Annotated in this window: 9 protein-coding genes, 2 tRNA genes and 1 pseudogene; 2 read left to right on the top strand and 10 right to left on the bottom strand. The window is 62.3% G+C overall.

Annotated elements, in window-relative coordinates; translation table 11 throughout:
* Nucleotides 1–90: 90 nt before the first annotated feature.
* On the top strand, nt 91–966 hold the full coding sequence (locus RQH14_RS06645; protein WP_311212529.1) for a glycosyltransferase family 2 protein: 876 nt from the start codon (nt 91–93) through the stop codon (nt 964–966).
* 38 nt (nt 967–1,004) lie between these two features.
* Here RQH14_RS06645 and RQH14_RS06640 read toward each other — a convergent pair whose 3' ends face one another.
* Nucleotides 1,005–1,928 carry a DMT family transporter gene (locus tag RQH14_RS06640; protein WP_311212528.1) on the bottom strand — a complete coding sequence of 308 codons (924 nt, stop codon included), beginning with the start codon at nt 1,926–1,928 and terminating at the stop codon, nt 1,005–1,007.
* A gap of 118 nt (nt 1,929–2,046) precedes the next feature.
* Between RQH14_RS06640 and RQH14_RS06635 the strand changes: the two genes are divergently transcribed.
* A complete protein-coding gene (locus tag RQH14_RS06635; protein ID WP_311212527.1) occupies nt 2,047–4,050 on the top strand; it encodes a beta-N-acetylglucosaminidase domain-containing protein in 2,004 nt (667 codons plus the stop codon).
* Nucleotides 4,051–4,188: 138 nt separating this feature from the next.
* Here the strand turns inward: RQH14_RS06635 and RQH14_RS06630 are convergent.
* The 9 genes and pseudogenes from RQH14_RS06630 to gnd all read right to left on the bottom strand — a co-directional run.
* Nucleotides 4,189–4,264: transfer RNA gene (locus tag RQH14_RS06630), tRNA-Ala, on the bottom strand.
* A 70-nt stretch (nt 4,265–4,334) separates the two neighbouring features.
* The gene (locus tag RQH14_RS06625) at nt 4,335–4,454 is read right to left on the bottom strand and encodes a DLW-39 family protein (RefSeq protein ID WP_311212526.1); all 120 of its coding nucleotides are present in this window, start codon (nt 4,452–4,454) and stop codon (nt 4,335–4,337) included.
* Between the two features lie 47 nt (nt 4,455–4,501).
* Nucleotides 4,502–4,575: transfer RNA gene (locus tag RQH14_RS06620), tRNA-Ile, on the bottom strand.
* 113 nt (nt 4,576–4,688) lie between these two features.
* The gene (locus RQH14_RS06615) at nt 4,689–5,390 is read right to left on the bottom strand and encodes a DUF3566 domain-containing protein (RefSeq protein WP_311212525.1); all 702 of its coding nucleotides are present in this window, start codon (nt 5,388–5,390) and stop codon (nt 4,689–4,691) included.
* Nucleotides 5,387–8,056: a DNA gyrase subunit A gene (gene gyrA, locus RQH14_RS06610; protein WP_311212524.1), complete on the bottom strand. Its 2,670-nt coding sequence runs from the start codon at nt 8,054–8,056 to the stop codon at nt 5,387–5,389. The genes RQH14_RS06615 and gyrA overlap by 4 nt, the downstream gene beginning before the upstream one ends.
* Nucleotides 8,057–8,119: 63 nt before the next feature.
* Nucleotides 8,120–10,198, bottom strand: a complete 2,079-nt coding sequence (gene gyrB / locus RQH14_RS06605; RefSeq protein ID WP_311212523.1) for a DNA topoisomerase (ATP-hydrolyzing) subunit B — start codon at nt 10,196–10,198, stop codon at nt 8,120–8,122.
* Between the two features lie 337 nt (nt 10,199–10,535).
* Entirely contained in the window at nt 10,536–11,090 is a 555-nt protein-coding gene (locus tag RQH14_RS06600; RefSeq protein ID WP_207595585.1) for a DUF721 domain-containing protein, read from the bottom strand.
* A complete protein-coding gene (gene recF / locus RQH14_RS06595; protein WP_311212522.1) occupies nt 11,077–12,270 on the bottom strand; it encodes a DNA replication/repair protein RecF in 1,194 nt (397 codons plus the stop codon). The genes RQH14_RS06600 and recF overlap by 14 nt, the downstream gene beginning before the upstream one ends.
* A 23-nt stretch (nt 12,271–12,293) precedes the next feature.
* Nucleotides 12,294–13,208, bottom strand: a pseudogene (gnd, locus tag RQH14_RS06590) (phosphogluconate dehydrogenase (NAD(+)-dependent, decarboxylating)); the annotation flags it as partial.

Below are 13,208 nucleotides of genomic sequence, written 5' to 3'. Positions count from 1 at the left end.
CCCGGCCATCGCCGGGATCCCTTCAGTGTTTGCCGGCTTGTAACCAAAGCCTCCGTCCGACGCACTGCCTCGGGTGTTAGATTTGGAGTGATGTCAGCCGATAGACCCTCTGCGGGTGCCCTTCAGGATGGTCCGGTGCCCCCGGGCGTGTCCATCGTCATCCCGGCGTATAACGAGGAAAGCGTCATTCGCCAGTGCCTCATCGCGGCCATCTACCAGTCGGTTCCTGCTGACGAAATCATTGTGGTGGACAACCTCTCCACGGACCGCACAGCACGGATCGTGCGCCAGATGCAGCAGGAATACCCGGAAAGCCCCATCATCCTCCTCCGCCAGGAAGCCTCGCAGGGCCTGATCCCCACCCGTAATCATGGCCTCAACAGCGCCACAGGCGAGGTTGTGGGACGCATCGACGCTGATTCCGTCCTGGAACCGGACTGGGTTGAACAAGTCCAAAAGGCGTTCACCGACCAGTCGATCGCTGCGGCAACGGGTCCAGTGGTCTATTACGACATGCCCATGCGCCGCTTCGGCCTCAAGGCGGATGACAAGATGCGCCAGCTCATGTTGCGCCTGGCCAAGCACCAGTACCATTTCCTCTTCGGTTCCAACATGGCCCTGCGCCGCACTGCCTGGGAGACCATCCGCGACGAAGCGTGCCTGGATCCCAAGGACGAGATGCACGAGGACATTGATCTGTCCCTGCACCTCTTCGAGCACGATCTCAAAGTGCAGTACGTGCCGCAGATGGTGTCCGGGATGTCCGCCCGCCGGCTGGAGGATTCACCCCGCGATTACCGCTACTACGTGCAGCGCTTCGACCGGACCTACAAGGCCCACAACGTCAAAAAGATGGCCCTGAAAGCACCCATGGTGGTGTTCTTCTCGGTGTATTTCCCGGCCAAGATACTGCGGGCCATCCACACGGCCAACGCCGCGCAGGGCGCCCGCCGCGGTGGCATCTAGGCGCGCAGCGCCTGCAATAAGCGCCCGACGCCGGATCCTCAGTCCGTGCCCAGCTCGGCTTCGCGGCGGTCTGCCTGAGGGCCGTCTGCTTCAGGCCTGCCCCGCCGCTGCCCGGCCACAACCACTGCCAGTCCAACCAGGATCAGCGCCAGGCCCGGATAGGTCCCGGCCGGCAAGGTCTCAGCCAGGAATATGGCGGCCAGGATTGCAGCACCTGGAATCTCCAGCAGGATGATCATGGACACCAGCAGCGGACTCATCGTGGCCAGCAAGTGGTTGAAGGCCGTGTGCCCCACCAGCTGCGCGCAGACGGTGATGGCAATAATGCCAAGCCAGCCTCCGGCGTCGAACCCTGTCAGTGGCTGGGCGCTGAACAGGGCCAGTACCGCCACAATCGCCGCGCACATGCCGTAGCAAAGCGTGGTGTAGGTACCTGTTCCCATGGTTTGGCGGGCTTTCCCGCCCGCAAGTGTGTACAGACCCGCCAGAGCGCCGCCGGCAAGCGCCAGCAGGTCTCCGAGCAGTGCTTCCGGCGAGGAACCCATGTCGAACCCCGTAATGGCCACCACGCCACCGAAGGCGATCCCCAGGCCCACAAGCACCGGCCACCGGTGCCGTGTGCCCCGGAACAGCTGGAACACCGCGATCCACGCCGACTGCAGGCACACCAAAGCAGTAGCGGCCGCCACCGACGTCAGTTGGAGGGCGGTGATGAAGCAGGCGAAGTGGAAGGCCAGTGCAACGGCAGCAACAGTGGACCAGCCGAATTCCCGTCGGGTGATCCTGCCGAACGCTTTCGGCTCGCGGATGGCCACGGGAGTTGCCATCACCACCGCACCGATCGCATTCCGCCAGAAAGCGATGGCCAGTGCCGTCACTGAAGTGGCTCCGAGGGTGCCCGCAATGAGCGGTCCGGAGGAGGCAACACCCAGGACACCCAGGGCGGCAATGAGAAGGGTCACGGATCAACATTAGTGGGGCGGGGCAGTGTTCCAACCCCTATCTGATGCTCCAACAGTGTGATTGTCTTGACTCAGCATTCCCGAGTGCCGGTGACGGCGTACCCAAGGGGTTATCTGATTGAACACGGCACCCGTGGGCCCCGGCGCAAAGCGTCGGCGGTCAGTCCTGCTGCTGGTGGCGGCCGGGGTGCTCGCGGCTGCCCTGATCGTCGCTGGATGGTCCACTGTTTCACATGACCGTCCTGACGGACCCCAGGGAACCGGCGGAAACGGGGCAGGTGTTCCAAGCATCTTCCCGGTACCTCAGCATGCCCGGGCCGGAACAGGTGCCGCTGTTCCGTTGACCGGTCACGTGTACGTTGTGGCACCCGCCGGAACCGATAAGTCCTCCACCGCCGCCGTGCAGGACCTCGTTGCCGGTGCTGGAGGCACCGCGGACATCGTGACGCAGCTTGCCAACCCCCGCGAAGGATCATCTGCCATCCATCTTGGCACCGAATCCGCCGTTGCTCCGGTGCTCAAGGCCTTGAAAGTGGACGGCGACCCGTCCCTCCGTGATGCCCTTGGGCGCGCCGAAGGCTATGCGATTGCTACCGGACAGCCTGACGGGATTCCGACGGCGGTCCTCGCCGGACGCGATGACGACGGCGTCTTCCACGCCGTCCAAACCCTCCGGCAGTTGCTCAAGGCCGGCTCTGTGGCCCCGGTCCTGGTCAGTGACTGGCCTCTGATGAAGACCCGCGGCGTCATTGAGGGCTTCTATGGCACACCGTGGTCCCACCAGGCCCGTCTGGATGTCATTGAATTTGCGGGCAGCCAGAAGATGAACACCTACATCTACTCGCCCAAGGACGATCCTCTGTTGCGCGACAAGTGGCGCGAGCTGTACACCGACAAAGAGCTCGAGGAACTGCGGGAACTGATCGACGCTGCTGCAGCCAACCACGTCCGCTTCAGCTACGCCCTCTCACCAGGGATCGATGTTTGTTATTCGCGCGAGGCCGACCTTGAGGACGCGGTGGCGAAGCTTGAATCCCTGTATGCGCTGGGAGTTCGTTCGTACGTGATTCCACTGGATGACATCGCCACCAAAGTCCAATGCGCGGAAGACCTCCGGGAATTTGGTGCGGGGCAAGAAAACCTGGCGAAGGCGCAAGCGTCCTTCCTCAACGACGTGAATGAAAAGTTCATCTCCGCCAAAGACGGCGTCCTCCCCTTGGAAACAGTCCCCACCTTCTACAACGGCTCACCGAGCACTCCGTACAAGCGCGAACTCGGTCAGGCATTGAACCCTGGAATCGTGGTGCAGTGGACCGGTGAAGACGTAGTCTCCCACCGGATCACCCGGAGGTCAGCAGAGACAGCCGGCCAGAGCTACGGAGCGGCCGGTGCCCCCCGGAGCATAGTCATCTGGGATAACTATCCGGTCAACGACTTCTCCCAAGACCATCTCTTCCTGGCACCCGTGATTGGCAGGGACGCAGATCTGCACACCTCCATCCAGGGCATTGTCACCAACCCGATGATCCAGCCATATCTCTCCCTCCCCGCCATTTTCAACTATGCAGACCTCGCGTGGAACGGCCCCGCTTACAATGCTTCCAACTCCATGAACGCCGCGTTAGCCTTGCTCGCTGGCCCCGATCCTGAGGTCCAGGCAGCGGTGCGGGCCTTCGTGGACCTGAACCAGGACTGGCAGGACGACGAACTCACCCCTTCCGCACCAGAGCTGCGGCGCGATATTGCCCAGTTCTGGACAGAGTACGACGCCGGCAAGCAACCCTCGGGGGCACTGAGGAACCGCGCTGAGCTGATTCAGCGGCTTCCCGCTCTCCTGCCCCGGATGGCCGAGCCCGGTTTCGCCCAGGACGGCTCTACGTGGGTTGCAGCGGCGGCAGAGTACGGACGTGGCGTGGAGGAGGCCCTCACCATGCTGGAAGCGGCCAAACGCGGCGATACAGAAGCCGCAGCGGCCGCAGGCACCACAGTGCAAGGTGCCCTGAAGACTGCTGGAGCCAAGACACAGCCCACCTTGGAACTCGGCGTAGTGACACCTGTCCTGGGCAACAACGAGCTGGCGGCGTTTTTGGAGCGCGCACTGCAACAGGTCCCGGCTGGCTGAGAGCCATGTGGTTCATGCCCTGCTGCGAGCCGGTGGCTGAGTGAGAGCCTTGGGGCGCATGCCCTGCTGCGGGGCCGGTAGCCGGGGGCAGGGCTTAAACGCAAAAGTCCCGGTCATTTCTGACCGGGACTTTTCTTATGGTGGAGGCACGGGGACTCGAACCCCGAACCCCCTGCTTGCAAAGCAGGTGCGCTACCAATTGCGCCATGCCCCCATAAGAAGCAACCCGTCAATCATACCCCATGTCCACCCTGGTAATTACCAGTTCGAACCGGGCTCTTCGGCTAGTCGACCGTGTCGGTTGACTTGCTCCAGATATCCTTCCGGGCTTCGGATTCCTGGGCCTTTTTATAGACCAGGACACCTGCGATCGCCGCTGCCACAACTACCAGCAACTTCTTCACAAGTACCTCATTCCGGTTCAGTTTTACCTGAACCTCTTTTGGTTCCGTGGGCGTACCAGGACTTGAACCTGGGACCTCTTCGTTATCAGCGAAGCGCTCTAACCGCCTGAGCTATACGCCCCGATGCCTCATCGGGCCGAGATATGACTGTACAGCACATCCCGGCCCGATCTCAAATCGAGGCATTTCCGTAAGGATAATCCGCCAATTTCGGCGTATTTCCGCGGATTTTTCCTAGTCGTCGGTCAAAGTGACGCCGACGCCGCCAACCAACGTTGCGGAAATGTTATACAGGACCGCGGAAAGCATGGACAGTGCGGTCAGCAGGACCACGTTCACCACGGCAATAATGGTGGCGAAGGATGCCACCTGGCCGAGGGATGCGATCTTCTTCAGTTCGAATCCACTGCCTTCCGATCCCGCCAAGGTCCCCAGGAGGCTATCCACCTGGTTGAAGATGCCCGTGAGATCCAACACAGTCCACAGGACGATGGCAGCCACAACTGTGACGATGCCCAACGCAACGGACAGGAGGAACGCCATCTTCAGGACGGACCAGGGATCCACCTTGCTGACGAGCAGCCGTGCGCGGCGGACCTTGGCCTTTGGAGCGGGCTTCACCAAGCCGGGAGCACCCTGTGCGGGGCGCTGACCTGACTGGGCAGGGCGCTGGCCGGGCTGGGCCGGGCGCTGTCCAGGAGTGCCGGCAGGCCGTTGTCCTGCCTGGGCGGGCCGCTGTCCGGGAGCTCCGGTGGGCCGCTGCGCGGAGTTCGTGCCAGTTGCTGGGCGCGCTCCAGCGGCTCCGGCTCCAGTAGCCCCGGTTCCGGGACGCTGTTGGGGCCGTGCAGGCGTTCCTGATTGCGCGCTGCCCGAGGGCTGCCGGAGTCCGCCGGGGACACCTGTGCTCGGCTTGGGATATGAGTCGGAATTACTCACTCGTTACCTCCGGTGTTGTCTTCGTTCAGCTCCGCGCCCGTTTCGGTTTCCGGGTCTGCGTCGTTTTCCGTTTCGGCCGTCACGGTCGCCTCAGAGGCGCCGTCGTTTGCAGCCAACGTTACGTCATCGTCGAGTCCGTCTTCTGACTCTTCGACTTCCAAGCCACGTTCGCTGTTGCGCGCAACCTCAATAATGCGGTCATTCTTGTCCGGCTTGGCGAAGATGACGCCCATGGTGTCACGGCCCTTGGCAGGCACTCCGGTTACTGCCGAGCGCACCACCTTGCCGCCCTCCATGACCACCAGGACTTCGTCCTCTTCCTGCACGATCAAGGCGCCCACAAGGTCACCGCGGTCTTCAGCAAGCTTGGCGACCTTGATGCCCAGGCCGCCACGGCCCTGCAAACGGTATTCGTCCACGGCGGTTCGCTTGGCGTAGCCACCCTCGGTCACGATGAAGACGAAGGAACCGTCCTGGACCACGTCTGCGGCAAGCAATTCGTCGTCTTCACGGAACTTCATACCCGTCACACCGGACGTAGCACGGCCCATGGGGCGCAGCGCGTCATCGGTGGCCGTGAAGCGGATGGACTGGCCCTTGCGTGACACCAGGAGGAGGTCGTCGGTCTCGCTGACCAGCTGGGCGGAAACCAACTCGTCCTCGTCGCGCAGGTTGATGGCGATGACACCGGCCGTGCGGTTGGTGTCGTAATCCTCGAGCCTCGTCTTCTTGACCAGGCCGTTCTTGGTGGCGAGCACCAGGTACGGGGCCTGCTGGTAGTCCCGGAGGTCCAGAACCTGGGCGATGTGCTCATCCGGTTGGAAAGCCAGCAGGTTGGCCACGTGCTGGCCCTTGGCGTCTCGTCCCGCTTCTGCAAGCTCATAAGCCTTGGCACGGTAGACGCGGCCGAGGTTGGTGAAGAACAGCAGCCAGTGGTGGGTGGTGGTGACGAAGAAGTGCTCCACGACGTCGTCGCCGCGCAGCTGTGCGCCCTTGATGCCCTTGCCGCCGCGCTGCTGGGAACGGTAGTTGTCGCTGCGGGTGCGCTTGACGTAGCCGCCGCGGGTAATGGTGACAACCATTTCCTCTTCGGGGATCAAGTCCTCCATGGACATGTCGCCGTCGAAACCCATCAGGATGTGGGTGCGGCGGTCATCGCCGTGCTTGGCCACGATCTCCGCGAGTTCTTCACTGATGATCTGGCGCTGCCGCTCCTCGGAAGCAAGGATCGAGTTGTATTCCTCGATCATCGACTCGAGCTCGGAGTGGCGATCCTGGATCTTCTGGCGTTCCAGGGCGGCCAGACGGCGCAGCTGCATGTCCAGGATGGCGCGGGCCTGGAGTTCGTCGATCTCCAGGAGTTCCATGAGACCTTCACGGGCAGCCTCTGTGGTGTTGGACGCGCGGATGAGGGCAATGACCTCATCCAGCATGTCCAGTGCCTTGAGGAGCGCACGCAGGATGTGCGCCTCTTCCTCGGCCTTGCGCAGGCGGTAGCGGGTGCGGCGTGCAATGACGTCCATCTGGTGCGCAACCCAGTGCCGGATGAAGGCGTCAAGGCTCAAGGTGCGCGGAACGCCGTCGACAATTGCCAGCATGTTCGCCGAGAAGTTGTCCTGCAACTGCGTGTGCTTGTAAAGGTTGTTCAGTACAACCTTGGCCACGGCATCGCGCTTGAGCACGATCACCAGGCGCTGGCCGGTACGGCCGGAGGTTTCATCGCGGAGGTCCGCAATGCCCGAAATCTTGCCGTCCTTGACCAGTTCGGCAATCTTGATGGCCAAGTTGTCCGGGTTGGCTTGGTACGGCAGCTCGGTTACCACCAGGCAGGTACGGCCCTGGAGTTCCTCGACGTTGACCACGGCGCGCATCGTGATGGAACCGCGGCCGGTACGGTAGGCATCTTCGATGCCCTTGTGGCCCAAGATGGTGGCACCTGTGGGGAAGTCAGGACCCTTGATGCGAAGCAACAGCGCCTCAAGAAGCTCTTCCCGCGTGGCCGTGGGGTTTTCGAGCGCCCACTGCACGCCCTGGGCAACCTCGCGCAGGTTGTGCGGCGGAATGTTGGTGGCCATGCCGACGGCGATACCGGAGGAGCCGTTGACCAGCAGGTTGGGGAAACGCGCCGGCAGGATGGTGGGTTCCTGGTTCTTGCCGTCGTAGTTGTCCTGGAAGTCGACGGTTTCCTCGTCGATGTCCCGGACCATTTCCATGGCCAGCTGTGCCATCTTGGTTTCGGTGTAACGCGGTGCAGCGGCGCCGTCGTTGCCCGGTGACCCGAAGTTGCCCTGGCCAAGTGCCAGCGGGTACCGCATGGTCCAGTCCTGGATCAGGCGCACCAGGGCATCATAGATCGCCATGTCACCGTGCGGGTGGTAGGTACCCATGACGTCGCCAACCACGCGGGCGCACTTGTTGAACGAGCGGTCGGGGCGGTAACCGCCGTCGAACATTGCGTACAAAACGCGGCGGTGTACCGGCTTCAGGCCATCGCGGACGTCCGGGAGGGCGCGGCCGACGATAACGGCCATGGCGTAATCGAGGTAGGACCGCTGCATCTCTGTCTGCAGGTCCACCTGCTCCACGCGGTCGGTCAGCACATCGCCCTCAAGAACTACGTCGTCAGCAGTGTTTTCCGCCGGGACTTCGGGAGTTTCGTCACTCATAATCTAAGTTTTCCGTTTCAGGTATATGTCAGTTCGGGAATATTCAGATGCCCTTGCGGAGCCCTAGATATCGAGGAACCTGACGTCCTTGGCGTTCTGCTGGATGAAGTTACGGCGCGATTCAACGTCCTCGCCCATCAGGACAGAGAAGGTCTGGTCGGCAGCCAGGGCATCATCCATGGTGACCTGCAGCAGTGTGCGGCGATCCGGGTCCATGGTGGTGTCCCACAGTTCGGTGTAATCCATCTCGCCGAGACCCTTGTAGCGCTGGATGCCGTTGTCCTTGGGGAGCCGCTTGTTCATGGAAGCACCCTTGCGGATGGTTTCATCACGTTCGCGATCACTGTAGACGTAGTCGTGGGCTGCGTTGGACCACTTGATCCTGTACAGCGGCGGCTGGGCCAGATAGACGTAGCCGTTTTCGATCAGCGGGCGCATGTAGCGGAACAACAGCGTCATCAGCAGGGTGGTGATGTGCTGGCCATCAACATCAGCATCGGCCATCAAAACAATCTTGTGATAGCGCAGCTTGGAAATATCGAAGTCTTCACCAATACCCGTTCCGAACGCGGTGATCATGGACTGGACTTCGGCGTTGCCAAGGGCCTTGTCCAGGCGGGCACGCTCAACATTCAGGATCTTGCCGCGCAGTGGCAGGATGGCCTGGGTTTCCGGGTTCCGGCCGCGCTTGGCCGAACCACCTGCGGAGTCACCCTCCACCAGGTAAACCTCGCAACGCGAAGGATCCTTGGAGGAGCAGTCGGAGAGCTTGCCGGGCATGCCGAACGATTCCAGCGGGCTCTTCCGGCGGGCGTTATCGCGGGCCTTGCGGGCGGCCATGCGTGCCTGGGCAGCCGAGATGGCTTTACGGATCACGTCGCGGGCGGGGCCGGGGTTGCGCTCAAGCCAGTCACCCAACTGATCTGTGACAACCCGCTGGACAAAGCCCTTGACCTCGGAGTTGCCCAGCTTGGTCTTGGTTTGGCCTTCGAACTGGGGCTCGGAAAGCTTGACGGAGATAACGGCAGTCAGACCTTCGCGGATGTCATCACCCGTGAGGTTGTCTTCCTTCTCCTTGATGATGCTCTTCTCCCGCGCGTAGCGGTTGATAAGCGAGGTCATCGCGGCGCGGAAACCTTCTTCGTGCGTTCCGCCCTCATGGGTGTTGATGGTGTTTGCGTAGGTGTGGACGCTCTCGGAATACGCGGTGGTCCACTGCATGGCAACCTCGACGGCGATATGCCGCTCGGTGTCCTCGGTTTCGAAAGCGATGACGTCCTCGTGGACAATCTCGACCTTCTTGTTCGAGTTCAGGTGCTTGACGTAGTCCAGCAGGCCGTCCGGGTACTGGTACACCACGGTGCGGTGCTCGGCGGCGACTTCGCCTTCGGTGGCGACGGCGTCGAGGTCGAGGTCATCATCGCCCTCGCGGTTAACCGGACGCTCATCGGTCAGCGTGATCCGCAGGCCCTTATTGAGGAAGGCCATCTGTTGGAACCGCGCACGAAGCGTCTCGAAGTCGAACTCAGTGGACTCGAAAATGGTCCCGTCCGGGTAGAACGTTTGGGACGTCCCGGTAACGTCAGTGGCTTCACCCTTGACGAGTTCGCCCTGGGGCTTGCCGCCGTCGGCGAAGGTCATCCGCCATACGTGGCCCTGCCGGCGGACTTCAGTATCCACGCGGCGGGACAAGGCGTTCACCACGGAGATACCCACACCGTGGAGGCCGCCGGAAACAGCGTAGCCGCCGCCTCCGAACTTACCGCCGGCGTGAAGGATGGTCATGACCACTTCAACCGTTGGCTTGCCTTCGGTCGGGTGAATGTCTACGGGAATGCCGCGGCCATCATCCACAACGCGGACGCCGCCGTCGGCGCGGAGAGTGATCTCGATGTGGCTGCAGTAACCAGCCAGTGCCTCATCGACAGAGTTGTCCACCACTTCATAGACCAAGTGGTGCAAGCCGCGGGGACCAGTGGATCCGATATACATACCGGGGCGTTTGCGCACCGCTTCGAGGCCCTCCAGCACCGTGATGTCGCTGGCACCGTACTCCCTGGGCGCCTCTGCGGGCGTGTCAGGCTTGGGAACAGTCTCCTCTTCGGGCTCTACTGCCAAGGTCTCTGCATTGTCGTTAGCCACAGGCGCTTTCGACTCCTCTGTACTCGATGTCGGCCGTTCCCGGTGGTGTCCGCGGCGAACCGCAGCCGTCAACGGGCACGTGACTGATTGCGCCGATTACTCCGACGAGGGGGTTCCCAGTGCCACAAGAGTGGATCCAGGACCGCAACGACGTTTCACCGGCGCTCAGTGATCTACGCCAATTCTATCGTGGAAACCCACGAATCCTTGCAAATACGGGGGCAGCCGAGAGCTGAATATGGCCATAGGAGGCCGCTGGCCCTATCTGCAATGGCCCTACGGTGGTCCCGATGGGGGCCTATACGACTCCGGGGCGTTGAATCGCCCTGCACGCCGTTTAGCCGTAAGTATCTCGCGGGCCGCGCCCGTTGACGCTCCGCCCGCCTTTTCGCCAACTTGGAGCCGATGGACCCAGCACCTGGATGCTGGTCACCACTCCTTCACCCAGTTCGTTGCGGAACATCTCCAGGAGGCTCGTGCTAAGCAGGCGAAGCTGCGTCGCCCACGCCGTGGAATCGCACCTGACGTGGAGCGTCGTGTCCGTGAAACTCTCCGGCGTGCAATGGGCGGAGATGTCCGTCCCAACAAGGGTTTCCCACTCTGCCATGACGGATCCGACTGCCACAGGTGACGTCCACCCGCGCTCAGCCACCAAACGGCCCACCACATTGCCGAGGCCCAAAGGATCCCGGCCGCTGCCGTGGAATTTCGCGAAACCCCGGGTATCCCGGATTCCCTTGCGTTGGGGGGCGGATCCTGGCCGGGGGGCGCGCTGCCGTACTTCGCCCCGGGCGGCGGCGGCCTCGCGCATACGGTTCAACGCCGCTTGGGCAGCATCTATCTCATCGGGATCGCGTCCGGGTTGAAGTCCGTCGCGGCTATCCTTCGCCATCGATGCCTCCCGGAACAACGGTTACGCGCCGTCCGGCCAGCTCCTCGGGGATATCGGCGTCGACGGCGGCAGTCACCAGCACTTGCTCGGCACCGGCCACTATTGCAGCCAGTTTACGCCGCCGCTGGACGTCCAATTCTGCGAAAACATCGTCCAAAATGAGGATCGGAGCGGTTCCACCCGTACGGGCGTCATCCAACATCACGTAGTAAGAAGCAAGGCGCAAAGACAAGCACATGGACCAGGTTTCACCATGGGACGCGTAGCCCTTGGCGGGAGCTTGGCCCAACACCAGTTCCAGTTCATCGCGGTGCGGACCCACCAAGGAGATGCCGCGTTCCAGCTCCTTTTTCCGCGATGCTGCGAACGCCTGGATGTAGCGATCGGTGAGTTCATCCACGGACAGCAGCCGGAGGTCATCAACCGACGCCGAAGGTTCCGTAGCGTGGTCGGCTGGACCGCCGTCGTCATCCAGGACGCCCTGGATGGTTGAGCGGTAGACCGCCCCAGCCTCCTTGGATCCGTCGGTAAGCTGCGCGTAGGCGCTGTTCAGGTGGGGCCGCAAACGTTCCACCAGTTCCAGCCGGGCGTGGAGCAGTTCCGCGCCGGCCCGGGCCATGTGCTGATCCCAAACATCCAGGGTTGCCTCATGACCGGCCGTGAATTTTCCCGCACGGGCGGATTTCAGGAGGGCGTTGCGCTGCTTCAGGACGCGGTCATAGTCGCTCCGCGTGGCAGCATGGCGTGGCACGAGGCTGACCAGCAGCTCGTCCAGGAAACGGCGGCGACTTGAGGGATCGCCCTTGACCAGTGCCAAGTCCTCCGGCGCGAACAACACCGTGTGGCAGATCCCCAGGATGTCCCTGGCCCGCACCGGGTTGCTGCGGTTGATCCGTCCCCGGTTGGCCCGCCCGGCGTTGATCTCCAGTTCGATCACCGTGGCTTGATCCCCGCGGACCAGCTTGGCGCGGATCATGGCGCGTTCTGCACCGAAACGGAGCAAAGGCGCATCCGTGCTGACACGGTGGGAGCTCAACGTCGCCAAATATCCAATGGCTTCCATGAGATTGGTCTTGCCGATTCCATTGGAACCAACCAGGACAGTCACGCCCGGGCCGAGTTTCAGGTCAACCTGTGCGTAGCTGCGGAAATCCGTGAGTGAAAGATGTTCGAGGTACACGCCGTTTGCAGGACTCCTGCGGCCTAGTTGGCCGGACGGGTGGCGTGTCCGCCGAACTGGTGACGCAGGGCAGAAACCATCTTCATGGCCGGAGAATTGTCCTCGCGGGAAGCAAACCTGGCGAAAAGCGCAGCCGTAATGGCTGGTGCCGGTACTGCGTTGGCGATCGCTTCCTCCACGGTCCAGCGGCCCTCGCCGGAATCCTCGACGTAATCGTCAATCGAGGCCAGACCGGGGTCTTCGTCCAGTGCCTTGACCATGAGGTCCAGAAGCCAGGAGCGGACCACAGTTCCTTTTTGCCAAGCCCGGAAAGTCCCCGGAAGGTCCTTCACGATGTCCTTGGCTGCCAGCAGTTCGTAGCCTTCGGCGTAGGCCTGCATCAGACCATATTCGATGCCGTTGTGGACCATTTTCGCGTAGTGGCCGGCGCCAACGCCGCCAACGTGGACAAAGCTGTCGGCGCGTTCCCCTTCAGGGCGGAGGGCGTCGAACACCGGCAAGGCGAGCTCGATATCTTCATCGGCGCCGCCTGCCATCAGGCCGTAACCATTCTCAAGGCCCCAGACACCTCCGGAAACACCGCAATCGGCAAAACGGATGCCCTTTTCGGCAAGTGCCGCAGCGTGCTTCTGGTCTTCGGTGAAACGTGAGTTGCCGCCGTCGATCACCAGGTCACCCGGGCTGAGTTTCTCACCAAGTTCGGTTACCACTGCATCAGTGATCGCGCCTGACGGGACCATGACCCACACCAGCCGCGGGCTGGGAAGTGCCGCGATGAGTTCATCAACGGAAGCAACATCAGTGACGTCCGGATTGCGGTCGAAACCAGTGACCTCGATGCCGCCGTTCCGCATGCGCTGGCGCATGTTGAAACCCATTTTTCCGAGGCCGATCAGACCGATGTGCACAGTGTGAACTCTTTTCTGCGAAGGTGGCGG

This window comes from Arthrobacter sp. WCS2018Hpa-7, from assembly GCF_031843805.1.
Classification (GTDB): Bacteria; Actinomycetota; Actinomycetes; order Actinomycetales; family Micrococcaceae; genus Arthrobacter.
Note: the sequence above shows the minus strand (reverse complement) of the source record. Positions and strands in the feature narration are given on the sequence as shown.

Bases quoted from the DNA above. Each gene is read 5' to 3' on its own strand.
- gyrA (WP_311212524.1), bottom strand. From the start codon at position 8,056: ATGAGTGACGAAACTCCCGAAGTCCCGGCGGAAAACACTGCTGACGAC.
- RQH14_RS06645 (WP_311212529.1), top strand. From the start codon at position 91: ATGTCAGCCGATAGACCCTCTGCGGGTGCCCTTCAGGATGGTCCGGTG.
- RQH14_RS06600 (WP_207595585.1), bottom strand. From the start codon at position 11,090: ATGGCGAAGGATAGCCGCGACGGACTTCAACCCGGACGCGATCCCGAT.